Raw genomic sequence first — 21,961 nt, 5'->3', positions numbered from 1 at the left:
GCGATGCCCACCTTCGAAGTCACCGGCGCCGAGCTCGCCGTCGCGCTCAGCGACGAAGGCGGACATCCCGTCGTGCAGCTGCACGGCCTGACCTCGAGCAGGGCCAGGGATCGCGTGCTGAATCTCGACCTCGGCCGAGGGCTGAGCGGAACGCGGCTGCTGCGGTACGACGCCCGCGGGCACGGCAGGTCGACCGGTCGCAAGGTCGCGGAGGACTACACCTGGCCCAACCTTGCCGACGACCTGCTGCGGCTGCTCGATCACTGGTTCCCCGGGGAACAGGTGCACGGCGTCGGGCCCTCCATGGGCGCGGCGACGCTGCTGCATGCCGCAGCCCGCGAACCCGGCCGCTTCGCCGGCCTCACGCTCATGGTGCCGCCCACGGCGTGGGAGACCCGCGCCGCGCAGGCGCAGAACTACCGGAACGACGCAGCCCTGGTCGAGTCCGAGGGCGTCGACGCCCTGGTCGCCGCGCACCGCGGCGGGACGACTCCGCCCGCCACCGCGGGAGCCCCCGAGACCGTGCCCGACGTGGCCGACGCGCTGCTTCCGTCGCTGCTGCGCGGCGCCGCGATGAGCGACCTTCCCGCCCACGACGCCATCGCCCGGATCGACGTGCCGACCACGATCCTGGCGTGGATCGAGGATCCGGGACACCCGCTCGCGACGGCGCAGACGCTGGCGTCCCTGCTCCCCCGTGCCACCCTTTCGGTGGCGAGTGACCCCGTCGACGTGGACACCTGGCCGCAGGTGCTGAAGCACGACGTGGCCCGACACGGCTGAGCCCTTACCGGATCCTTCCCACCCAGTCCTCGATCAGCGCGCGCAGCAGATCGGGCTTCTCGTGTGGCAGCGCGTGCCCGGTGTCGTCGAGCACGGCCGCCGTGGCGCGGAACCAGCGATCCGCGAGGTCCAGAGCGGCCGCAGATCCGACCGTCGCGTCGAGCCGGCCCGCCACGAGCAGCGCCGGCGCGTCGAATGGCGCCCCCGGCGCGAGCTCCCAGCGTGAGCCGATCCGCTCCATGGCGGCCTCGTCCGCGAGCTCCGCACCCGGGACGACGAACTCCTCGTACCGCTTGAGCATCTCGGGCGTCTGCACCACGAAGTACTCCCGGAACGTCTCGTCGCCCAGGTTCCCCGGCCCTGCGACCACCCGGTGCGCCGGCACGTCTCGGATACCGGGCAGAAGCGGGCAGATCAGCGCGAGCCCGGCCACGCGCGCCGGTTGTCGCGCGGCCATCCCGAGGGCGAAATGCGCGCCGGCCGAATGAGCCGCCACGAGGTACGGCACGTCGCCGGCGACCCGCTCGGCGAATTCGAGCAGCACCCCGACGACGTCGTCGGCGCTGTCGATGCCTTCGGCCGCGGTACGCCCCATCCCCGGCAGGTCGGGGTAGATCCGCCGGATGCCCTCCATCCCCGCGAACGCCGGTTCGAAGCACGCTTCCGCCTCGCGGTGGTCGACCCCGGCTCCGTGCAGGATCAGCGCAGGGCGACCGCTCCCGTGCTCGACGAAATGCACGATGGTAGGGCCCGCGCGCATGTCCACGACTCCACGGTAGGCCGTCGGCCCCGGTCAGGCCATGGCACACTGGGGCGGGTGCAGGTGAGGAATGCGCTGCGCGCCGGGGTGGGCGCCCGGGCCGCCGCCGCGATGCGCGCTCTGAACGCCCGGCACTCGTGGAGCCACAACGACGCGTTCCATTCCTGGATCATCGCGCGACTGCCGGCGAGGCGCGACGAGGCACTCGACGTGGGGTGCGGTCGCGGCGAGCTCCTCGCCCGGTTGGCTCAGCACTTCGACCACGTCCACGGCATCGACATCGACGCCCGCATGCGAGAGGCGAGCGCCGCTCGGTGCGCGGGCCTTCCGAACGTCACCGTGGACGCCACCCCGCTGGAGCGGGTGTCCGAGGGCAAGGACGTGGTCACGATGATCGCCGTGCTGCATCACCTCGACCTCACGCCGGCACTCCGCCAGGTCCGCGCGATCCTGAAGCCCGGCGGGCGCTTCCTGTGCGTCGGCCTGGCCCGGCCCGACTCCGCCGCGGACCAGTTGTGGGACGTGGCCTCCATGCTCACGAACCCGGTCATCGGTTTCGTGATGCACCCCTGGGTGGCGCAACCAGCCGACGCGGCCCCGCCCTTCCCCGTCAAGGATCCGGAGTACACGTTCGCCCAGATCCGGGACGCGGTGCGGCAGATCATGCCCGGCGCGGTGATCCGCCGGCAGCTGGGCTTCCGCCACACGATCGAGTGGACGAAGCCCGCGGCCGCCTGAGGGTGATCGCACGTGGAAAGGGAACGCACGGTTGCCGGCGCCAGAGCGCATCGTGTGGTTCCGGATCCGAGAAGTCGGCCACGTTCTCCGGCACCATCGATCGCGTCCTGTTCGGTCGATGAAGACGCGCGAAACCTCTCGGCAACAGCTTCCCCACCCGGCGCAAAGGCTGGGCTGGGAGTCTGACCGGCATGAAATGGCGCCGCAGCCGCGGCGTCAGCCGCGGATACAACGACACACCCTGGCTCCTGCGGGAGTACTACGGTGCCCCGGTCTGGGGAATGATCGTGTCCGCCCTGGTCCTGGGCGGTGTGACGGTCCTCGCGATGTTCCACCGTTGATGCCTGCAGCGCCGCGCCGACCGTCCCTCCCGCAGGCGTGGCATGAGTTGTGCTCGGTTGCGCCCGACCCGACTCCGGACCACGAACTGCGTGGATTGCCGATCAACCCCAGCCCGGTGGCACGCTGACGATCTCCGTGTTCACCGTGGCGTCGGCCCGGTTGTCCGTGCTGACGGCATCGGTCACCTGCGACAGCACCGCGAAGGACAGCGATCCGAGAGGGCTGGAGCTTCCGGGGTACCACAGGTCCGGTGACCAGGGGGCGTCGAATCCGTAGGCCAGGGGAAGCTCGATGACATCACCGGGCAGGATCGTCTCCTGCCACGCGTGGTAGTACGACGATTCTTCGGGGTAGAGGAGCTTGAGCAGAGAGCTCCGGACGATCCCGTTGACCTTGACGTTGGCCGTGTCGACGTGTGTCTGCGGCCATCCGTCCGGCGACGTGCCCGTCCGTGCCGCGCCGGATCCGCCCCACAGTGTGAGGAGGTACGGCGCATCCTTCTGCGCTGCCGGCACGAACGGATCAGGCCCGGTGTACGTCACCACGGCGCGCCTCGGAAGAGTGCCGTCGCTCGTGACCCCGAACCCACTCCACGACGTCGGCACGACCACGCTGAAGTCCTCGAACACGACCGTGAAGTTGAACTCAGGCGTGGGTGGACCACTCGTAACCGCCAGCGGGAGAGCAACCGCCTTCTGCACGACAGGCGTGCTCCACGCAAGCGCAGCCGCGACCGGTGTCGCCGCGACGCCGACCAGAACTGCACGACGCCCTACCTGACGCCCCCCGGTGTCCGACATGCCCACACCCTAGCGGTCGACGCTCCCGGCCCTCAAAGGAAGAACCGCTCTAGGAGGTCCCCTCTCCTTGGAGCTCCTTGGAGGCAAGAGCCGCGAGAGGAGATACGGCGGGGTGGAACTGTTGCCTACAAGCAGCACCACGATCTTCCGTCTCGCTCTGGAACTCGGCGCTCACCGGCCTCGAACATCGTGGGGATTTGACGCGGGGAGGAAAGCCTGTCGGTCTTAGGCGGCCCGAGCGGTGGATGCCGCCGCCTCAGCGGTCGAGGTAGCTTCTGTGTTCGTCGTTGTAACGTTCGCCCGACACGCCAATCCGCGCGGCCAGCGCGTCGAGGTCTGCGACCTCGTCAGCGGAGAGGCCGACCATTGTCGCCGCACAGTTCTCCTCAATGCGCGAGAGGCGGCGCGTTCCGGGGATCGGCACGATCCACGGCTGCTGGGCGAGCAGCCAGGCCAGGGCGACCTGGCCGGGGGTGGCGCCGACGCGCTCCGCGAGCCCGGCGATGTGATCGACCAGCGCCTGATTGCGGGCGAGGTTCTCGTCCTCGAAGCGCGGAACGCGACGGCGGATGTCGTTCTCCGAGAAGGCCGTCGAGGTATCCACCGTCCCGGTGAGGAAGCCCTTGCCGAGAGGGCTGAACGGCACGAAACCGATGCCCAACTCGGCGAGGGTCGGCAGGACCTCCGACTCCGGGTCTCGCGTCCAGAGCGAGTACTCGCTCTGGACGGCGGTCACCGGGAAGACCGCGTGCGCAGCGCGGATGGTCGATGCCGACGCCTCGGAGAGCCCGAAGTGACGCACCTTCCCTTCCGCGACCAGTTCCCCAACGGTGCCTGCGACGTCCTCGATGGGCACGGCCGGGTCCACGCGATGCTGGTAGAACAGGTCGAGCGCGTCGACGCGCAGTCGACGCAGCGACGCCTCTGCGACGCGACGTATCTGCTCGGGGCGGCTGTCGAGGCCGACGCTCTTGCCGTCCCGGATGTCCCAGCCGAACTTCGTGGCGATGACGACGCGACCGCGGAACGGCTCGAGCGCCTCCCCGACCAGTTCCTCGTTCTCGTACGGCCCGTACACTTCGGCCGTGTCGAAGAAGGTGATGCCGCGGTCGACTGCGCCGCGGAGGACGGCGATCATCTCGTTCCTGTCCCCGGGGTTTGGCCCGTAGCTTTGAGACATGCCCATGGCGCCCAGACCGATTGCCGAGACTTCCAGTCCCTGTCCGAGTCGGCGTGTGTGCATTGATCCGATCCTTCCGTGTTGCGTGTGGTCAGCGTGGGCGGACCACGTTGATGTTGAAGTCGAAGGTGCCGAACGCCTGGTAGAGCTCGAAGAAGAGGCGTGAGTACATCTCGACACCCCTGGCGCCGGCGATGCCGCCCAGGTCGATGACCGAATTCTCCGGCCAGCCGAACTGTGCCAACAGGCTCCTGACGACCGCCTTGGCGTCTGCATCGTCTCCTGCGACGAAGATGCTGTGCTCGCCGGGGATCCGGCTCGGGTCGATCATGACCTCGAAGTAGACGGTGGTGAGCGATTTGACGACGCGTGCGGAGGGGAAGTCGCGCTGCACCTGCTCGCCGAGGCTGTCCGTGTTCGCCACGGTCAGGGTCGGCGGGAGCCCGGACGACAGGTCGAGCGGGAGCGTGAGGTCGAGTACGACCTTGCCCGCCAGGTTCTTCTCGCCTACGGCGTTCAGCGCGGAAAGCGCGTTGGCGCCGTTGGTGGCGTTGATGATGACGTCGCCGAAAGCACCTGCGTCGGCGAAGGTCAGGAGGCGGAGGTCGCCTGCGTCGCCGCGAGAGTGTGACTTCTCCACGTCGCGGGTTCCGACGACGACCTCGTGGCCGAGGCCGGACAGACGGGAGGCGATGGCGCGACCGACCATGCCTGTTCCGAGTACTGCGATTCTCATGTCCGCCATGTTCTGTTCGCCGGGCGGGATCTGGGAGTCCCTGACAAGACCCCCCACGCCTTGGGCGGCGAAGCTAGCGTTGTCGTATGGAGATCGAGCAGGAGGTTCGCGATTTCCTCACCAGTCGCCGAGCACGGATCACTCCGCAGCGTGCCGGGCTCAGACACGTCGGCGGATCGCGACGGGTACCCGGCCTCCGCCGAGAAGAACTGGCGATGCTCGCGGGCGTGAGTGTCGAGTACTACACACGGATGGAGCGGGGCCGGATCGGTGGCGCGTCCGACGGCGTTCTGGATGCCATCTCCCGTGTCCTGGAGCTGAGCGACGACGAGCGGGCCCACCTATACGACCTCGCCCGCAACGCGAATGGCGCCCCCCTCCGTGTGCGCGCACAGCCGAGTACTCCGATCACCGCCTCCGTGCAGCAGGTCATCGACTCGATGAGTGTTCCCGCCGTCATCATCAGCGAGCGGCTCGACCTGCTGGCAGCGAATCACCTCGGACGCATGTTGTACGCGATGGTGCTCGACTCCGCGGAGCAGCCAGCCAACTTTTCGCGGTTTGTCTTCCTCGACCCGCGGGCGGCAGGGTTCTACGTCGACCACGACGACGCGAAGGACTTCGTGGTCGCCGTGCTGCGGGCGGCCTCCGGCCGGGACCCGCTCGATCGCGCCACATCCGCGCTCGTAGGCGAGCTCTCCGCGCGGAGCGCGGATTTCCGGGGCCGGTGGGCCCGTCATGAGGTGCGGCGGCACTCGAGCGGCCGCAAGTCGATCATGCATCCGGTCGTCGGCCGGCTCGATCTCGCCTACGACGACTTCACGCTGCCCGGCGACCCGCACACGTCCATCACGACCTACACAGCGGACCCCGGGTCGCCGACGGCCGACGGCCTGGTCCTGCTGGCTTCGTGGGAGCACTCTGCGCAGTCCGCGCGTCACGAAGACGTCTCCTGACCTTCCCCGAACAGCTCCTTGGCGATGGTCATCGCCGACATAGCCTTGGGCCAGCCTGCGTAGAAGGCCAGGTGAGTGATCGCCTCGATCAACTCCTCCTGGGTGACGCCGTTCTGCACGGCGAAGGGGAGGTGGAAGCGGAGTTGGTCGACGTTGCCGCCGACGAGAAGCGCAGTCACGGTGATGAGGCTGCGGTCGCGCTTGGAGAGGCCGGGGCGCTCCCACACCTCGTCGAAGAGCACCTGGTCGGTGTAGTGCACGAGGCCGGGGGCGAAGTCGCCGAAGGCGCGCTGCCCTCCGGTCCAGCCGTCGCGGGTGTTGTCGGTCATGCGTTTCGTCCTTCGTAATCGGCGTCGGTGATGTGTTCTTTCCAGGTGGTGGTTTCCGCGGGGTCGTCAGCGGACTCCAACATGGCGATGTGCTCCATGAAGCAGCCGGGGGCCGCGGCATGCCAGTGGTCCTGGCCGGGAGGCGTGTAGAGCGTCTGCCCCGGGTGAACCTCGACGATGTTGCCGTCGCGGTCGCCGAATCGGGCGACCCCGGCGGTGACGCGGAGGTACTGCCCGCGCGCATGGCTGTGCCAGGCGGTGCGGGCGCCGGGGGCGAAGCGGACGAGCGCAACGGTCATCCTCTGGTCGCCGTCGTGCGGGGCGGCGATGGGGTCGACCCAGACGTCGCCAGCAAACTGCTCCGTCGGGTTCTTCACCGTGGATACGGCCGGTTCGATGTTCATGCGTTCTCCGTCTCCAACAGCACCTTGATGGCGCGGCGCTCGTCCATGGCCCGGTAGCCTTCCGCCGCCTCCGACAGAGGCAGGGTGAGGTCGAATACCGCACCGGCGTCGAGCTCGCCACGCGTGATCGACTCGATCAGCTCGGGGAGGAAGCGGCGAACGGGGGCGGGACCGCCGTGCAGGTGCACCCCGGAGAAGAACAGCTCCTCCCCCGGCAGCTCGACGCCGTGCGAGACTCCGACGTAGCCGACGTGTCCTCCAGGACGCGTGGCGCGGATCGCCTGCATCATCGACTCCTGGGTCCCGACGGCTTCGATGACGGAGTGGGCGCCGAGTCCGTCGGTCAGTTCTTTGATGGCTGCGACGCCGGCATCCCCGCGCTCCTCGACGATGTCGGTCGCTCCGTACCGGCGGGCGAGCGCCTGGCGGTCGGCGTGGCGGCTCATCGCGATGATCCGCTCGGCTCCGAGCTGCTTTGCTGCGAGCACTCCGAGCAGTCCCACTGCGCCGTCGCCGACGACGGCGACGGTCTTACCCGGGCCCGCCTCCGCGGCGACGGCTGCGAACCAGCCCGTGCCGAGCACGTCGGAGGCGGCGAGGAGGCTGCGCATCTGCGCCGGCGTCGGGGTGCAGGGAACGACGACGAGGGTGCCGTCGGCGAGCGGGACGCGCAGCTTCTCGGCCTGAGTGCCGAGCGCACCCATCGGGAACGCGTGCATGCAACGCGACTGGTAGCCGGCGCGGCAGATCTCGCAGGTGTTGTCGGAGGCGAAGAACGAGCCGACGACGTAGTCGCCGACCTTCACGTTCGACACCTCCTCGCCGACCTGCTCGACGACGCCGACGTACTCGTGCCCCATCGGCGTGGGCGCGGTGACGGCGTCCGTCCCGCGGTAGGGCCAGAGGTCGGAGCCGCAGATGCACGCTGCGGTGACCCGGATCACGGCGTCGGTGGGTACCTCGATGACCGGGTCGGCGCGCTCCTCGACGCGCACATCCCGGGGTGCGTACATGACTACTCCACGCATGTGAGGGGTCCTTTCGTTGCGGAGTGGGTGGTCCCGGCGGCGGTGACCCGGGCCGGACGTCGAAGCAGAAGAGCGGCGGTGACCCCAGCGGCCGCGACGGCGACCGTGGTGACCAGGCCGAGCGGGAGGATGCTGAGGGCACCCGCAACGCCGACCAGCGGCGCTGCGATGCCCCCGAAGGCGAAGCGGGCAGCGCCGAGCACGGAGGATGCGGTGCCCGCGATCTGCGGGTAGTCGGCCAGCGCCAGCGTCGTCGAGGGCGGGCTGGTGACGGCCGTCCCGGCGGCGAGGAGGAAGAGCGCGACGATGACGACGGCCAGGGGAACGGATGCGAGGCCTGCGATCAGCAGCCCGACGGCACCGAGCGCGGCGATCACGAGACCGACGATCAGGGTGCCGACCACGCTCCACTTCTCGCTGAAACGTCCCGCGAGGTAGCCGAACACCATGAAGCCGGCAGAGTTGAGTCCGAAGGCGAGTGCATAGGCTTGCGGCGAGAGGCCGTAGACGCCCTGCAGCACGTAGGTCGCACCGCTGAGGTAGGCGAACAGCGCGGCATAGACGAAGCCCTGCGCGACGACCGCGCCGACGAAGAGCCGGTCAGAGAACAACGTCCGCATATCCCGCCGGATCACGGCGAACCCTGCCGCCGTGCGCCCGCCAGGGGCGAGCGTCTCGCGGAGACCGAGAACCACCCACCCCAGGATGAGCGCACCGACCGCCGCGAGAACGAGGAACAGCCCACGCCAGTCCATGATCGCCGTGAGCGCGCCGCCGACGAGCGGGCCGACGACTGCCGCCAGGCCACCGACGACGGTGAGGCGCCCGTAGAACCGGATGAGCCTCCCGCCCTCGTACACGTCGCGACCGGCCGCCTGCGCGATGACGATGCCGACGCCTCCGGCCAGCCCCTGCACCAACCGGGCCGCGATGAGCAGCTCGACGGTCGGGCTCGCTGCGCACAACGCCGAAACCAGCACATACGCGGTCACACCGATCAGTGCGGGACCGCGGCGGCCGAATCGGTCGGACAGCGCCCCGGCGATCAGCTGCCCGGCCGCGAGACCGATCAAGCAGGCGGTCACGGTCAGTTGCGCCGTCGAGGTCGCCGCACCCAGCTCGGTCGTCAGAGCCGGGAGCGCAGGCAGGTAGAGATCCATCGAGATCGGACCGAACACGGTCAGCACGAGCAGCAGGGTCGCCAGCGGACCGCTGGCGCGCACACGGGATACGGAAGTGAGGGATGCTGTCACGTCATCCAGGACACCGCGTACGAACGGCCCGAGGGAGTCCCTGATGAGAGGTGTACTGGCAGGGCATCCCTCATGGACCGGGCCCGGCCTAGCCTATGAGGCATGGACAACCGAGCCGACGTCCGCGAGTTCCTCATGTCACGGCGTGCCAAGCTGACCCCGGAGATGGCGGGCTTGCCCGCGGGCACGGGCCGCCGGGTGGCCGGGCTGCGCCGCTCTGAGGTTGCCATGCTCGCCGACGTCAGCGTCGAGTACTACGCCAAGCTCGAGCGCGGGGCGATCGCCGGAGTCTCCGCCGGTGTCCTGGAGGCGGTTGCCCGGGCGCTGCAGCTCGACGATACCGAGCGCGCGCACCTCTTCGACCTCGCCAGGGCCGCCGATGGCATCCCTGCCTCCGGTCGGCCGCGACGCCGCGCAACCCGCAGCCACGCCGCCCGGCCGAGCCTGCACTGGGCGCTGGAGGCGTTCACCGAGGGCGTCGCCGTCGTCCGCAATGCCCACTCGGACGTGATCGCGCTCAACGCGCTGGGCCGCGCCTTCTATTCACCGCTGATCGGAGACGGCGGCCGCACGCCGAACTTCGCGCGCTTCCAGTTCCTCGACCCGGCCTCACGCGACTTCTACCCCGACTGGGACCTCTTCGCCGACATGTGCGTGGCCATGATGCGCACCGAAGCCGGACGCGACCCCCACAACCGGGCGCTGCAGGACCTCGTCGGCGAGCTGTCCACGCAGAGCGACACCTTCCGGCGGCTGTGGGGCGCCCACGACGTACGAACCCACGGCGCAGGGACCAAGCGATTCCAACATCCCGTCGTCGGCGAGTTGACGCTCGCGTACGAAGAGTTCGCGATCACCGCCGAACCCGGTCACGTCATGCTCGTCTACACCGCGGAGCCCGGCTCGCCATCGGCAGAACGGCTGCGGCTGCTCGCATCCTGGGCCGCCGACCGGCCCGCCCCACGTCAGACCATCACGGAGGACTCATGACCGCCTGGAGCACCGACGAACTGCACGCCATCGCGACCACGGACGACTTCCACATCGCCCCGTTCCGAGCGGACGGTAGCACGCTCGGAACACTCACCTGGATCTGGTCGGTCGTCGTCGACGGCGGCGTCTACGTGCGCGCCTACAACGGCACGAGCTCACGCTGGTACCAGTCCGCGCGCGCCCAGGGTGCCGGGCGCATCACCGCCGGCGGCATCGAGAAGGACGTGACATTCACCCCCATCGACGACCCAGAGCTGAACGATCTCATCGACGCCGCGTACGAGGCGAAGTACGGCACGAGTCCGTACTATCCGCCAATGGTCACCGCGAAGACCCGCGCGGCCACCGTCCGCGTCGATCCGCGCTGACGGCGTCCTGGTTGGCGCGCCACCACGCAGATGGTATGTTGTCCCAAGCGATTCGTCGCTGTGAGACCCAGGATGTTATTCGTCTGACGCGAAGCAGGACCTGAGCTCTGATACCTGGACCCGGGTATCGATGCTCGGGTCCTTTTTCTATGCGCTCAAAGAAGAGAGTGGGGTCAGACGAGCATGAGTACGAAGTATGCAACGCTCGCATCGGAAATCGTAGAGCTGATCGGCGGACCGCAGAACGTGAGGTCGGCGTATCACTGCCAGACCAGGCTGCGATTCGAGCTGCGAGACGAGGCGAAGGTCCGGTCGAGCGAGTTGAACGCGACAGACGGCGTCGCCACGACCCGTAGCGCAGGCGGCACCTTCCAGGTCGTCATCGGAACGCACGTCAAGGATGTGTTCGAGGAGATCGACCGGGAGCTGCGCTCAGCGAGAGTCGAAACGGGCGCACCCACGCCGGACGACGGGACAAAGAGAAAGAAGGGCGTATTCGGGTCGATCATCGACTTCATCGCCGGCACCTTCCAGCCGATCGTCCCGGCGTTGTCCGGGGCCGGCATGATCATGGCGCTGCTCGCGGTGCTGGTGGTGACGAACGTGATCTCCCGTGAATCTCAGACTTACGTGGTGCTGTCGTTCATGGCGAATGCCGTGTTCTACTTCCTGCCGGTCTTCGTGGCGATCTCCGCGGCGGACAAGCTGAAGACGAACCGGTTCCTCGCGGGTGTCGTCGCGGCGATGATGCTGCACCCGAGTTGGACCGCGCTGGTGACCGCGGGCGAGCCGGTGAGCCTGTTCGGCATCATCCCCGTCACTCTCGCTTCCTACGGCTCAACGGTGATCCCAATCCTGTTGATCATCTTCGTCCAGTCGTTCTTCGAGCGATGGCTGAATCGGGTGATCCCGAACGCGATCAAGCTGGTCGTCGTCCCGATGGTGGTGTTCCTGGTCATGGGCACGCTCGCGCTGACAGTCCTCGGCCCGATCGGGACCGTCATGGGTGGATGGCTGGCCACGTTCTTCACCTTCCTCACCGAGAACGCCCCCTGGCTTCCGCCGGTGATCATCGGTGCGCTGCTGCCGATCATGGTGATGTTCGGCGTGCACAACGCGATCGCTCCGCTCGGGTTCGCGCAGTTGGCCCAGATGGGATACGACAGCATCTTCGGCCCGGGAGCCATCGTCTCCAACATCGCCATGGGGGTCGCCAGCCTCGTGGTCGCGGTGCGCACCGAGGAGAGGAAGCTGCGGCAGATCGCAACGGCCGGCGGAATCACCGGCCTGATGGGCATCACCGAACCGGCGCTGTACGGCGTCGCACTGCCGAAGAAGTACCCGCTCATCGCGGCCATGGTCGGCGGCGGCGCCGGCGGTCTGTTCGTCGGCCTGACCGCCACGCACCGGTTCGCCGTGGGCACGTCCGGTCTCCCAGCGGTGTTCCTTTACATCGGCGGTGACACGCTCCAGTACTTCTTCAACATCCTGATCGCCCTCGGTATTGGCGCCGTCGTCACCGCGGTGGTCGCGTTCGCTCTGTCCTTCCGATTCGAGAAGACGCACGCCGGCGAAGACGCCGCACTCGCGGCGGGGCTGAATCTCGAGCCCGAGGCGCCGACCCCGACCGTGGCCGGCGGAAGCGTGGCGACCGCGACGCGCACCGGCCTGACCGAGGTGACCTCTCCCGTACAGGGCACTGTCATCCCACTCCGCGAGGTCGCGGATGCGGCCTTCGCCTCAGGTGCGATGGGACCGGGCGTGGGCATCGAGCCCACTGACGGTCAGATCGTCGCTCCCGCCGGCGGGCAGATCATCGCCGCGATGGACACCGGGCACGCATTCGGCATCCTCACCGACGACGGCGTGGAGATCCTGGTGCACGTCGGAGTCGACACGGTGCAGATGAAGGGCACCGGATTCTCCGGGGCACTCGCTCAAGGTGCGCGTGTGACCGCCGGTCAGCGGCTCGTCACCGCGGACCTGGACGCGATCCGTGAAGCAGGCCACCCGGCGACGGTGATCCTCGTCGTCACCAACGCCACTGACGCTGACAGCATCACCGTCAAGGCACAGGGAACCGTCGTGGCTGGCGAGCCGGTCCTGACCGTGACCCGTTGACTCGATACGTGAGGAAGCACCCCGATGAAGTATCAGAACACCACCGCCTTCCCACCAGAATTCCTCTGGGGGGCGTCGACATCCGCGTATCAGGTGGAGGGCGCAACCGCTGAGGATGGAAAGGGCCCGTCGGTCGTGGACACGCTCCCGCATCGTCCGCATGACGTCGCGGACTTCACGGTCGCCTCCGACCACTATCACCGCTACGCCGAAGACGTGGCCCTGTTCGCCGAGCTCGGGATGCGCGCGTACCGGTTCTCGATCGCGTGGACCCGGATCATTCCGGACGGCGACGGCGAGATCAACCCGGCAGGACTCGCGTTCTACCACCATCTGATCGACGAGTTGCGTGCGAAGGGTATCGAACCGATCGTCACGCTGTACCACTTCGACCTGCCCGCCGCGCTCGACGAGCGCGGCGGCTGGTCGGACCGGGCGACCATCGACGCGTTCGAACGATACGCGCGGATCGTGTTCGCAGAGTTCGGCGGCAAGGTCCGCTATTGGCTGACCGTCAACGAGCAGAACATGATGGTCCTTCACGGCAAGGCGATCGGGACGACCGGCCGTAGCGGCGACACGGACCAGAAGACGATCTATCAGCAGAACCACCACATGTTCCTCGCCCAGGCGCGGGCCATGTCGGCGTGCCACGAAATGCTGCCTGAGGCCAAGATCGGTCCCGCCCCAAACATCGTCTCCGTCTACGCCGCGACCTGCGACCCCGACGACGTGATCGCGGCCGACGACTGGGATGCGATCCGCAACCTCATGTACCTCGATGTCCCGGCCCGCGGCAGCTATCACCCGCTCGCATGGTCTTACCTGACGGAGCGCGGCCTGCAGCCGGAGCTCGGCGAAGACGACCTGGCAATCCTCGCCTCGGCGAAGCCCGACTTTCTCGCATTCAACTATTACTCGACGCAGACTGTCGGTGCGTCCCGTGGCGATGCCTCTGACGTCCAGATCAGGGGCGGCGACCAGCAGATCGTTCGCGGCGAGGTCGGTCTCTACCGAGCGGTCAAGAACGACAACTTGCCGACGAATGCGTTCGGTTGGGAAATCGACCCCACAGGGCTGCGCACCACGCTGCGAAGGATGTGGGACCGGTACCGGCTGCCACTCATCATCACCGAGAACGGCCTTGGCGCGTTCGATGAGCTCGTCAATGGCCGAGTCCACGACGACTACCGGATCGATTACCTCCGTCGGCACATCGAGCAGATCCGGCTCGCCCTCGCCGATGGAGTCATGGTGTTCGGGTACTGCCCGTGGACGGCGATCGACCTGGTCTCCACCCACCAGGGCATCGGCAAGCGATACGGATTCGTCTACGTCAACCGCGACGAGAACGATCTGAAGGACTTGGCCCGGATCAGAAAAGACAGCTTCTACTGGTACCAGCAGGTCATCGCCTCACACGGCGATGACCTGGGTTGAACGAATCCGGGATGGTGCATGTGATGACGCAAGCCCACGAGATGATCATCAAGCGGGTGATCGGCAACAATGCCGTTCTCGCTCTCGATGAGAACGACCGGCAGTTCGTCGCGCTCGGGCGAGGTGTCGGCTTCGGTAGCCGCCAAGGCGATCCGATCGATACGAAGAAGGTCGAGCAGGTCTTCCTCGCAAGCGAGGACGCAGCAAGTTCACGCTTGGTGGAAGTGCTCACGGAGACTCCGCTCGAATGCGTGCGAGCTGCCGCGCGGATTGCCGATAATGCGAACGAGCGACTCGGCCTGCGCGTCAGCCAGTCGCTGATCCTGCCGCTGGCCGATCACCTGCACTTCGCGATGCAGCGCGCCGTCGAAGGTACGACGATGGAGTTCCCCCTGCAATGGGAGGTCCGACAGCTCTACCCCGCGGAGTACGCGGTCGGGCAAGAGGGTGTGCGGATCGCCGACGAGGTCATGAAGGTGCACCTGGACCCTGCGGAGGCAGTCGCTCTGGCCATGCACTTGGTCAACGCGCAGTTCGCCACGCCCGGTGTGGGAGCGGCGATGCAGATGACCGAGACGATCGCTCGGATCTTCGACGTCATCGAGAAGACCTTCGAGATCCGCCTCGACCGGTACTCGATGAACGCGGCGCGATTCGTCACGCATCTGCGCTACGTGTTCGCGCGCGTGTCCACGGACAAGCAGATCAGCGACCCGCATCCCACGCTCTTCGACGCCATCTCTCATGCCCACCCAGAAGCGATGGCCTGCGCACTCAAGGTGCGCTACCTCATCGAGATGGCGTTCAAGACCTCGCTGACAGCGGACGAGACGGCCTACCTCGGTCTTCACGTCGCGCGCCTGGTGATGGATGTGCGGGAGGCCGTTCCCGACTAGTCCGTGCGAGCGGTCGCGACACCGCCTCGCACTTACACCACTCGCCCGGCGTTGGGCCGGGCCTATTCGAAGGAGTATCCCTATGAAGTTCCGTACTGTCGTCGTTGCCTCCGCCTCCGGGCTGCATGCTCGTCCGGCGAAGGCCTTCACGTCCGCAGCCGCCGGGACGGGGGTGAAGATCGCCAAGGGGGACGCAGCCCCCGTCGACGCGGCCAGCATCCTGCGGGTGATGTCGCTGGGCGTCGGACACGGCGACACGGTCACCTTGTCCGTCGAGGGCGACGACGACTCGGCACTCGACACGCTCGCCGCGCTGCTGGCCACCGATCTGGACGCGGAGAAGTGAGCGGGCGCCCGCTGGCCCTTCACGGTCAGGGCGTGGGGCGAGGTGCCGCCTTCGGCCCGGTCGTGCGCTCCCATCCGGCTCCTTCAGCGCCCGATGCCGCAACACCGGCAGCCAGCATCCAGGACCCCGAGAAGGCGGCAGAGAGTGTCGAAGCCGCGTATGCGGCCGTCGCCCAGAGACTCACCGCCCAGGCCGCCAGCGCCGCCGGAACGACCCTTGGTGACGTGCTCTCCGCCGCTGCCGCTATGGCCGCCGACCCGGAGCTGATCGCCGACGCTGTCGCCCGGGTACGCCAGGGCGCGCACCCCTCGATCGCCGTCGATGCGGCCACGCAGGAGTACGTCGAGCTGTTCTCGGCTGCGGGCGGATATCTGGCCGAGCGGGTCACCGACCTCCGTTCCGTCCGCGATCGCGTCATCGCCGAGCTGATGGGGCTGCCTGAACCAGGCGTCCCCACATTCGAAGCGCCGAGCATCCTTATCGCGGTGGACCTCTCGCCCGCGGACACCGCCACCCTGGACATGGAGAAGGTTCTGGCCATCGTCCTCGAGGAGGGCGGTGTCACCGGGCATACCGCGATCATCGCCGGACAGCTCGGCATCCCGTGTGTCGTGCGTGTCGATGGCGTGTCCTCGCTTCAGCCCGGCGACATGGTCGCGGTCGACGCTGCCGAGGGCACCGTCGTGCGGGATCCCGATGAGGCGACCCGTGCAGAGGTGGCGGCACGCCGGGAGATGCTCGCCACACTCGCCGGCAACGTGGACCCTGGACGCACCGCCGACGGTCACCGGGTGGAGCTGTTGGCCAACATCGGAACCGCCGACGATGCCGAACGGCTCGCCAAACGCGAGGTGGAAGGCGTCGGGCTGTTCCGCACAGAGGTGCTCTTTCTCGGCCGACAGACAGCACCCGATCAGGTCGAGCAGGCCGACGTCTACGAGCGAGTGCTGCGCGCCCGCGGAGGGCAGAAGGTCGTCGTCCGTACGCTGGACGCCGGCGCTGACAAGCCGCTCGCCTTCGTCCGCCGCGCCACGGAGGAGAACCCCGCCCTGGGCGTGCGGGGATACCGGCTGACGCGCACGATGCCCGAGCTGCTCGCCGAACAGCTCGATGCGCTGGCCGACGCGCAGAGCCGCACCGGCATCGCGGTCTGGGCGATGGCTCCCATGATCGCCACTGCTCACGAGGCCGCCGAGTTCGCCATCCACGCGCGATCGCGAGGCCTGGAACGGGCCGGGGTGATGATCGAAGTCCCTGCGGCCGCGCTGCGCGTGGACGAGATCCTTGCCGCGGTCGACTTCGTCTCCATCGGCACCAACGACCTCGCGCAGTACACCATGGCCGCCGACCGCCTCGTCGGAGATCTCTCCGATCTTCTCGATGCCTGGCAGCCCGCCGTCTTGGATCTGGTGGCGATGGTGTTGCGCGCCGCCGAGGCACATGGCAAGCCTGCGGGGGTGTGCGGAGAGTCGGCTGCCGACCCGTTGATGGCGCTCGTGCTCACGGGTCTCGGTGCTACATCCCTGTCGATGTCCCCGGCCGCGATTCCGGCCGCCCGCTTCGCGCTGGCGGCTCACTCGCGAGCACGCTGCCAGCAGATCGCGGCCGCCGCTCTCGACGCTGCCACCGCGACTGAAGCTCGCGCCGCTGCAGTCGCCCTCTGCGACCCGGAGGTTGCGCTGGCGCTCAGCCTGGGCTGATCGCTCTCACCAGGCGTAGGCCCGCAGGTCGAGGGAGAACGCGATACCCCCATCGCTACCGCGCGAGGTTGATGTCGAGCAGCGTGCGTTCTTTGGGGAGGGGACCGGGTTCGCACCGCTCTGGCGACGCCGTGTCCCCGGGAGCATCGGCGCCGCCACGCGGAAGCCGTCACCCGCTCCACGCCGTCATCTGCGTTTCGCTCCTCAGCTCCTGCAGACAGCCGGGCTGCACCCGGCGCCGGGCAATACCCCGGTCGGGCCGGTTCATATGCGCCACCTCGGGTCCGTACTGCGGAGCAACGCGACTGAAGGGCACGTCGAGCGGGCACCACCGCAGTCGCAACAGCGCCTACTGGCTCCTTCTCGGCGATCAGGCGTCGCCGTAATGTTGAATCAGAACTCGGCCGGCAAGACGAGCACTAAACTCTTGGTCAGAACCAAAATTAGTTACTAAACCGGAACTCCACCACGTCGCCGTCCTGCATGACGTAGTCCTTGCCCTCGAGGCGGGCCTTGCCCTTGGCGCGGGCCTCGACGACGGATCCGGTCGCGACCAGGTCGTCGAACGAGATGACCTCGGCCTTGATGAAGCCCTTCTCGAAGTCGGTGTGGATCACGCCGGCGGCCTGCGGGGCCTTCCAGCCCTTGCCGATCGTCCAGGCGCGAGCCTCCTTGGGACCGGCCGTGAGGTAGGTCTGCAGGCCCAGGGTGTCGAAGCCGATGCGGGCGAGCTGATCGAGGCCCGACTCGTCCTGGCCGGTGGAGGCGAGCAGCTCCGCCGCGTCCTCCGGATCCAGGTCGATGAGCTCGGACTCGATCTTCGCGTCCAGGAAGATCGCCTGCGCGGGCGCGACGAGAGCCGCGAGCTCCGCCTTGCGGTCCGGATCCGTGAGCACCGACTCGTCGACGTTGAACACGAAGATGACCGGCTTGGCGGTGAGCAGGCCGAGCTCCTTGATGGGCGCGAGGTCGATGCCGCTCGTGGAGAGCAGCTGGCCGCGCTCGAGCGCGTCCTTGGCCGCGTTCGCCGTCTCCAGCACCGAGGCGTCGGTCTTGCGGCCGCGCACCTCCTTCTCGATGCGCACGATCGCCTTCTCCAGCGTCTGCAGATCGGCGAGCATGAGCTCGGCGTTGATCGTCTCGAGGTCGTTCTTCGGGTCGATGGCGCCGTCGACGTGCACGACGTCGTCGTCCGCGAAGCCGCGCACCACCTGCGCGATCGCGTCGGCCTCGCGGATGTTCGCGAGGAACTGGTTGCCCAGCCCCTCCCCCTCGCTCGCGCCGCGGACGATGCCCGCGATGTCGACGAACGACACCGTCGCCGGCAGGATCCGCTCGCTGCCGAAGATCTCCGCAAGCGTGTTCAGCCGCGCGTCGGGCAGGTTCACCACGCCGACGTTCGGCTCGATGGTCGCGAACGGGTAGTTCGCCGCGAGCACGTTGTTCTTGGTCAGCGCGTTGAAGAGGGTGGACTTGCCAACATTGGGCAGGCCGACGATTCCGATGGTGAGAGCCACGGGGTACGAGTCTACCGGGGCATGTGCCCGCTCAGGATCCGGGGATGCGGCAACGACCCGGCCACCGGCCGTCCACCTCCCGTTCATGCGACGCCGAGACGCTGAGCCGCGGCGCGCGCCTTCGCGCGCCCCGACCCGTCACCAGGAGGAACCGTGCCCGCCCCTGCTCTCCGCCGCGTCCGCGCCGGACTCGCCGCCGTCGCCCTCGGCGCGCTCGTCGCCGGCATCGCCGCCCCGCCGGCGTCCGCCCTGGGAACCGAACCGGACAACCGCTACAGCAGCAAGCAGCCGTACATCGCCCCGACCACGGACGACATCGCGGCGTACCAGCCGGCACCCGCCGGGTACCGGCCGCTGGCCACCGAGTCGGTGGCACGGCACGGGTCGCGCGGGCTCTCCGGCTACAAGTACGACGCGCTGCTGCGGCGCATGGCGGAGACCGCGCAGGCGGAGGGCGGCTTCCGCTCCCCCGAGATCGGTGCGGCGCTGCTCGCGAACATCGACGCCCTGACCGCCGCGAACGTGGAGAACGGGTACGGCATGCTCACCGGCCAGGGCGCCGCGCAGCACCAGGGCATCGGCGCGCGGGCGTATCAGCGCAACGCCGGGCTCTTCGCCGCGGCCGCCGCGCACAAGGACCGCATCGTCGCGGAGACCTCGGGCGAGGCTCGCGCCACGGAGTCCGGCGAGAACTTCCTCCGCGGGTTCACGGCCGCGGCGAGCGGGTCGCGGACCCCCTCCGCGGACGTGCCGCTCGAGTCCCGGCCCGACCTGCTCTACTTCCACAAGGTGGAGAACCCCGACGGCACCGAGAAGGCCGTGGGCTCACCCGAGCGCATCCGGGCCCAGGCGTATGAGGACTACATCGCGGCGCAGACCGGCGACGGCGGCACGATCTCGGCCGCCATGGACTACATCGAGTCGCTGCCCGCCTCCGTGTCGAGCGCGGAAGACGTGCTCTCGGGGATCTTCACGCCCGCCTTCATCGCCGCGATCGGCACGGACGCCGCGCACCGCTGGTACAACACGGCGAACGGCACGAAGGGCGGCCCTCGCGCGTGCGCGCCCGGCGCCGATCCCGTCGTGGATCCGGACGCGTGCGGCGATCCGAAGAAGTCGATCAAGACCCCGGTCGACGCTGCGATGACGCTGTACAACCTGTACATCATCGCCGCCGACATGGAGGCGGAGAACGTGCCGCCGCACGCCTTCGACTTCTCGCCGTACTTCGCGGGCCACGAGGCGGACGCGCAGTGGTTCGCCACGCTGCTGGACGCCGAGGACTTCTATGAGAAGGGGCCGAGCCTCGCCGGCCACGACGACACCTATCGCGTGGCGCAGCCGCTGCTCGACGACTTCTTCTCGGTGATCGACGCGCGCGCCGCCGGCGGCGACGTCGCCGCGACCTTCCGCTTCGCGCATGCCGAGACGATCATGCCGTTCGCGGCGCTGCTGCACCTTCCCGGGTCCACGGTCCAGGCACCGGACGTGCCCGCCCCCGCGTCGCCGGCCGATGTGTACGGCACGGCGACGAACCCGTGGCGGGGATCGCTCGTCTCGCCGATGGCGGCGAACGTGCAGTGGGACGCCGTGCAGCGTCGGGGCGTCGACCCGTCCACGAAGAAGCCGTGGACGCCGCTCGTGCGCATGCTGGTCGACGAGCGCGAGGTGCCGTTCCGCGACGGCTGCACCCCGGTCGCTCCCGGATCCCACTGGGTCAAGCTGACGGAGCTGAAGCGCTGCCTGTCCGGGATCCCCACGCCGGAGAGCCCGCTGCTGGACGGTCCCGGCCGGCGCTGAGCCGCGCGGCCGACCCCGGGCCGTCGACGCCCGGGGTCAGTCGCGGGTCGCCCGGTATGCGGCGGTGACATACGGCATGGCCAGGGTGCCGCCGTCGGCGAGACCGAGCTCGTCGAACAGCTCGTCCATGCCGCGGGCGACACGAGCCCGCTCCTCGTCGGAGGCGGTGATGAGGTAGCTGCGCGAGCTCGCCATGGCGTGCAGCTCGGCCCGGGTCATCTCCCTGGTCCATTCCCAGCGCCGCTGCTCGAGCGGCCCGAACGGCGCCGCCACGCGCACCGCATTGCTCGCGACCATCTCCTCCGCCGGACTGCCGTGCATGATGGCGGTGAGCCGGCGCACCCAGTCGGAGCGCTCGTCGCGCACGTTCCAGATCAGCCCGAGCACCCCGCCGGGACGCACCACGCGGCCGATCTCCGCCGACGCCGCCGCCGGGTCCACCCAGTGCCACGCCTGTCCGAGTACGGCGGCGTCCGCGCTGCCGTCGCCGAGCGGGAGCGCCTCCGCGGTGCCCACGACCGCTTCGGTCCCCGGCGTCTTCTCGCGCAGGGTCGCGAGCATCTGCGGATCCGGATCCACGGCCGTCACGACCGTTCCGAGCGCCCGCACGGCCCGGGTGAGCTTGCCCGTTCCGGCTCCGATGTCGACGACCGCGGCGCCCTCCGGCACCGCCTCGAGCATCCACCGCACCGCCTCGGCCGGGTACTCGGGCCTGCCCTTCTCGTAGCTGCCCGTCTCGGATCCGAAGCTCGTCGCGCGTTCCACCATGGCTCGAGACTACGCCCGCCGATCTCGGCCTCCGCGGCGCGCCTGCCCGGCCACCGCGCGCCGTCGGCAGAGGGTGGAGGCGTGGCTCTGGACTTCACCGCGATCGACTTCGAGACGGCGAACTCCTCCCCTGCCTCCGCATGCTCGGTGGGCCTGGTGCGCGTCAGGGACGGTGCGGTGGTCGCACAGACCGGATGGCTGATCCGCCCGCCGGCCGGGCACGACCAGTTCCAGGAGTGGAACGTACGGATCCATGGCATCCAGGCGCACGAGGTCGCCGATGCCGACAGCTGGAGCGCGCAGCTCGACCGCCTCTGCGCTTTCGCCGGAGCGGACGTGCTCGTCGCGCACAACGCCGGGTTCGACCTCAACGTGATCCGCCGCGCCTGCGAGGCGACGGGCGACGACTGTCCGCCGTACCGCTCACTGTGCAGCTTGGCCGTGGCGCGCAAGGTCTACGACCTCGAGTCCTACAAGCTGCCGATCGCCGCGGCGGCCGCCGGGTTCGGCGAATTCCCGCACCACGACGCACTCGCCGACGCTCGCGCCTGCGCGCAGATCGTGATCGACGCGGCGCGGCGCACCGGATCCGGCACCGTGCAGCAGCTCGCGGAGCGGGTCGGCGTGGCCGTGGGCGGGCCGCTCGCCCCGGCGGCGCCGGCGAAGGTGCCCGCCGCGGCCTGACGACGCCCGACGGCGCGTC

23 protein-coding genes are annotated in these 21,961 nt (G+C 68.9%); 13 read left to right on the top strand and 10 right to left on the bottom strand.

The window, feature by feature from the left end; genetic code table 11:
• Positions 1–3 precede the first annotated feature (3 nt).
• The gene (locus AERO9AM_RS06785; protein ID WP_159575458.1) at positions 4–783 is read left to right on the top strand and encodes an alpha/beta fold hydrolase; all 780 of its coding nucleotides are present in this window, start codon (positions 4–6) and stop codon (positions 781–783) included.
• 4 nt (positions 784–787) lie between these two features.
• Here the strand turns inward: AERO9AM_RS06785 and AERO9AM_RS06780 are convergent, their stop codons facing one another.
• Complete coding sequence (locus AERO9AM_RS06780; protein WP_159577414.1) at positions 788–1,543, bottom strand: alpha/beta fold hydrolase; 756 nt, start codon at positions 1,541–1,543, stop codon at positions 788–790.
• Positions 1,544–1,600: 57 nt separating this feature from the next.
• Between AERO9AM_RS06780 and AERO9AM_RS06775 the strand changes: the two genes are divergently transcribed.
• Both AERO9AM_RS06775 and AERO9AM_RS06770 read left to right on the top strand, forming a co-directional pair.
• Positions 1,601–2,281 carry a class I SAM-dependent methyltransferase gene (locus tag AERO9AM_RS06775; RefSeq protein ID WP_236602516.1) on the top strand — a complete coding sequence of 227 codons (681 nt, stop codon included), beginning with the start codon at positions 1,601–1,603 and terminating at the stop codon, positions 2,279–2,281.
• Between the two features lie 191 nt (positions 2,282–2,472).
• Positions 2,473–2,622, top strand: a complete 150-nt coding sequence (locus AERO9AM_RS06770) for a hypothetical protein (RefSeq protein ID WP_159575457.1) — start codon at positions 2,473–2,475, stop codon at positions 2,620–2,622.
• A 102-nt stretch (positions 2,623–2,724) separates the two neighbouring features.
• Here AERO9AM_RS06770 and AERO9AM_RS06765 read toward each other — a convergent pair whose 3' ends face one another.
• From AERO9AM_RS06765 to AERO9AM_RS06755, 3 genes are all read right to left on the bottom strand, one after another.
• Positions 2,725–3,423 carry a hypothetical protein gene (locus AERO9AM_RS06765; protein WP_159575456.1) on the bottom strand — a complete coding sequence of 233 codons (699 nt, stop codon included), beginning with the start codon at positions 3,421–3,423 and terminating at the stop codon, positions 2,725–2,727.
• 256 nt (positions 3,424–3,679) lie between these two features.
• Positions 3,680–4,666, bottom strand: coding sequence for an aldo/keto reductase (locus AERO9AM_RS06760; protein ID WP_159575455.1), 987 nt, complete (start codon positions 4,664–4,666; stop codon positions 3,680–3,682).
• A gap of 28 nt (positions 4,667–4,694) precedes the next feature.
• Positions 4,695–5,339 carry an NADPH-dependent F420 reductase gene (locus tag AERO9AM_RS06755; protein ID WP_159575454.1) on the bottom strand — a complete coding sequence of 215 codons (645 nt, stop codon included), beginning with the start codon at positions 5,337–5,339 and terminating at the stop codon, positions 4,695–4,697.
• Positions 5,340–5,425: 86 nt separating this feature from the next.
• Here AERO9AM_RS06755 and AERO9AM_RS06750 point away from each other — a divergent pair, with 86 nt between their 5' ends.
• Positions 5,426–6,295 carry a helix-turn-helix transcriptional regulator gene (locus AERO9AM_RS06750; RefSeq protein ID WP_159575453.1) on the top strand — a complete coding sequence of 290 codons (870 nt, stop codon included), beginning with the start codon at positions 5,426–5,428 and terminating at the stop codon, positions 6,293–6,295.
• Here AERO9AM_RS06750 and AERO9AM_RS06745 read toward each other — a convergent pair.
• Genes AERO9AM_RS06745 through AERO9AM_RS06730 form a run of 4 tightly spaced genes read right to left on the bottom strand, consistent with a single transcriptional unit; the run spans position 6,277 to position 9,309 of the window.
• A complete protein-coding gene (locus AERO9AM_RS06745) occupies positions 6,277–6,624 on the bottom strand; it encodes a carboxymuconolactone decarboxylase family protein (RefSeq protein WP_159575452.1) in 348 nt (115 codons plus the stop codon). The genes AERO9AM_RS06750 and AERO9AM_RS06745 overlap by 19 nt on opposite strands.
• A complete protein-coding gene (locus AERO9AM_RS06740) occupies positions 6,621–7,028 on the bottom strand; it encodes a (R)-mandelonitrile lyase (protein ID WP_159575451.1) in 408 nt (135 codons plus the stop codon). The genes AERO9AM_RS06745 and AERO9AM_RS06740 overlap by 4 nt, the downstream gene beginning before the upstream one ends.
• Complete coding sequence (locus tag AERO9AM_RS06735) at positions 7,025–8,056, bottom strand: zinc-dependent alcohol dehydrogenase family protein (protein WP_159575450.1); 1,032 nt, start codon at positions 8,054–8,056, stop codon at positions 7,025–7,027. The genes AERO9AM_RS06740 and AERO9AM_RS06735 overlap by 4 nt, the downstream gene beginning before the upstream one ends.
• Entirely contained in the window at positions 8,044–9,309 is a 1,266-nt protein-coding gene (locus tag AERO9AM_RS06730; protein WP_159575449.1) for a multidrug effflux MFS transporter, read from the bottom strand. Before AERO9AM_RS06730 ends, AERO9AM_RS06735 begins: the two co-directional genes overlap by 13 nt.
• 102 nt (positions 9,310–9,411) lie before the next feature.
• Here AERO9AM_RS06730 and AERO9AM_RS06725 point away from each other — a divergent pair, with 102 nt between their 5' ends.
• The 7 genes from AERO9AM_RS06725 to ptsP all read left to right on the top strand — a co-directional run bounded on the left by AERO9AM_RS06725 (position 9,412) and on the right by ptsP (position 17,173).
• The gene (locus tag AERO9AM_RS06725; RefSeq protein ID WP_201298596.1) at positions 9,412–10,299 is read left to right on the top strand and encodes a helix-turn-helix transcriptional regulator; all 888 of its coding nucleotides are present in this window, start codon (positions 9,412–9,414) and stop codon (positions 10,297–10,299) included.
• Positions 10,296–10,670, top strand: a complete 375-nt coding sequence (locus AERO9AM_RS06720; RefSeq protein WP_159575448.1) for a DUF2255 family protein — start codon at positions 10,296–10,298, stop codon at positions 10,668–10,670. Before AERO9AM_RS06725 ends, AERO9AM_RS06720 begins: the two co-directional genes overlap by 4 nt.
• Positions 10,671–10,853: 183 nt before the next feature.
• Complete coding sequence (locus AERO9AM_RS06715; protein WP_159575447.1) at positions 10,854–12,791, top strand: beta-glucoside-specific PTS transporter subunit IIABC; 1,938 nt, start codon at positions 10,854–10,856, stop codon at positions 12,789–12,791.
• A gap of 24 nt (positions 12,792–12,815) precedes the next feature.
• On the top strand, positions 12,816–14,231 hold the full coding sequence (locus tag AERO9AM_RS06710; protein ID WP_159575446.1) for a glycoside hydrolase family 1 protein: 1,416 nt from the start codon (positions 12,816–12,818) through the stop codon (positions 14,229–14,231).
• Positions 14,232–14,242: 11 nt separating this feature from the next.
• Positions 14,243–15,127: a PRD domain-containing protein gene (locus AERO9AM_RS06705; RefSeq protein WP_159575445.1), complete on the top strand. Its 885-nt coding sequence runs from the start codon at positions 14,243–14,245 to the stop codon at positions 15,125–15,127.
• An 82-nt stretch (positions 15,128–15,209) separates the two neighbouring features.
• Positions 15,210–15,473 (top strand): HPr family phosphocarrier protein, encoded by a 264-nt coding sequence (locus AERO9AM_RS06700; RefSeq protein ID WP_159575444.1) that lies wholly within the window; start codon positions 15,210–15,212, stop codon positions 15,471–15,473.
• Positions 15,470–17,173: a phosphoenolpyruvate--protein phosphotransferase gene (ptsP, locus tag AERO9AM_RS06695; RefSeq protein ID WP_159575443.1), complete on the top strand. Its 1,704-nt coding sequence runs from the start codon at positions 15,470–15,472 to the stop codon at positions 17,171–17,173. The genes AERO9AM_RS06700 and ptsP overlap by 4 nt, the downstream gene beginning before the upstream one ends.
• Positions 17,174–17,616: 443 nt before the next feature.
• On the opposite strand, the gene ychF is transcribed toward ptsP, so the two are convergent.
• A complete protein-coding gene (gene ychF / locus AERO9AM_RS06690; protein WP_159575442.1) occupies positions 17,617–18,690 on the bottom strand; it encodes a redox-regulated ATPase YchF in 1,074 nt (357 codons plus the stop codon).
• A gap of 153 nt (positions 18,691–18,843) precedes the next feature.
• Here ychF and AERO9AM_RS06685 point away from each other — a divergent pair, with 153 nt between their 5' ends.
• Positions 18,844–20,490, top strand: coding sequence for a histidine-type phosphatase (locus tag AERO9AM_RS06685; RefSeq protein WP_201298595.1), 1,647 nt, complete (start codon positions 18,844–18,846; stop codon positions 20,488–20,490).
• 36 nt (positions 20,491–20,526) lie between these two features.
• On the opposite strand, the gene AERO9AM_RS06680 is transcribed toward AERO9AM_RS06685, so the two are convergent.
• On the bottom strand, positions 20,527–21,258 hold the full coding sequence (locus tag AERO9AM_RS06680; protein ID WP_159575441.1) for a class I SAM-dependent methyltransferase: 732 nt from the start codon (positions 21,256–21,258) through the stop codon (positions 20,527–20,529).
• A gap of 81 nt (positions 21,259–21,339) precedes the next feature.
• Here AERO9AM_RS06680 and AERO9AM_RS06675 point away from each other — a divergent pair, with 81 nt between their 5' ends.
• A complete protein-coding gene (locus AERO9AM_RS06675; RefSeq protein ID WP_159575440.1) occupies positions 21,340–21,942 on the top strand; it encodes a 3'-5' exonuclease in 603 nt (200 codons plus the stop codon).
• Positions 21,943–21,961: the final 19 nt, after the last annotated feature.

Source organism: Microbacterium sp. 8M, from assembly GCF_902506375.1.
GTDB lineage: Bacteria > Actinomycetota > Actinomycetes > Actinomycetales > Microbacteriaceae > Microbacterium.
The sequence above is the reverse complement of the archived record's forward strand: the minus strand, read 5'-3'. Positions and strand labels throughout refer to the sequence as shown.

Coding starts and splice junctions, on each gene's coding strand:
- AERO9AM_RS06725 (WP_201298596.1), top strand. CDS start 9,412: ATGGACAACCGAGCCGACGTCCGCGAGTTCCTCATGTCACGGCGTGCC.
- AERO9AM_RS06705 (WP_159575445.1), top strand. CDS start 14,243: ATGGTGCATGTGATGACGCAAGCCCACGAGATGATCATCAAGCGGGTG.
- AERO9AM_RS06760 (WP_159575455.1), bottom strand. CDS start 4,666: ATGCACACACGCCGACTCGGACAGGGACTGGAAGTCTCGGCAATCGGT.
- AERO9AM_RS06680 (WP_159575441.1), bottom strand. CDS start 21,258: ATGGTGGAACGCGCGACGAGCTTCGGATCCGAGACGGGCAGCTACGAG.
- AERO9AM_RS06750 (WP_159575453.1), top strand. CDS start 5,426: ATGGAGATCGAGCAGGAGGTTCGCGATTTCCTCACCAGTCGCCGAGCA.
- AERO9AM_RS06710 (WP_159575446.1), top strand. CDS start 12,816: ATGAAGTATCAGAACACCACCGCCTTCCCACCAGAATTCCTCTGGGGG.
- AERO9AM_RS06740 (WP_159575451.1), bottom strand. CDS start 7,028: ATGAACATCGAACCGGCCGTATCCACGGTGAAGAACCCGACGGAGCAG.
- AERO9AM_RS06765 (WP_159575456.1), bottom strand. CDS start 3,423: ATGTCGGACACCGGGGGGCGTCAGGTAGGGCGTCGTGCAGTTCTGGTC.
- AERO9AM_RS06720 (WP_159575448.1), top strand. CDS start 10,296: ATGACCGCCTGGAGCACCGACGAACTGCACGCCATCGCGACCACGGAC.
- AERO9AM_RS06700 (WP_159575444.1), top strand. CDS start 15,210: ATGAAGTTCCGTACTGTCGTCGTTGCCTCCGCCTCCGGGCTGCATGCT.
- AERO9AM_RS06715 (WP_159575447.1), top strand. CDS start 10,854: ATGAGTACGAAGTATGCAACGCTCGCATCGGAAATCGTAGAGCTGATC.
- AERO9AM_RS06785 (WP_159575458.1), top strand. CDS start 4: ATGCCCACCTTCGAAGTCACCGGCGCCGAGCTCGCCGTCGCGCTCAGC.
- AERO9AM_RS06780 (WP_159577414.1), bottom strand. CDS start 1,543: ATGCGCGCGGGCCCTACCATCGTGCATTTCGTCGAGCACGGGAGCGGT.
- AERO9AM_RS06735 (WP_159575450.1), bottom strand. CDS start 8,056: ATGCGTGGAGTAGTCATGTACGCACCCCGGGATGTGCGCGTCGAGGAG.
- AERO9AM_RS06770 (WP_159575457.1), top strand. CDS start 2,473: ATGAAATGGCGCCGCAGCCGCGGCGTCAGCCGCGGATACAACGACACA.
- AERO9AM_RS06755 (WP_159575454.1), bottom strand. CDS start 5,339: ATGAGAATCGCAGTACTCGGAACAGGCATGGTCGGTCGCGCCATCGCC.
- AERO9AM_RS06745 (WP_159575452.1), bottom strand. CDS start 6,624: ATGACCGACAACACCCGCGACGGCTGGACCGGAGGGCAGCGCGCCTTC.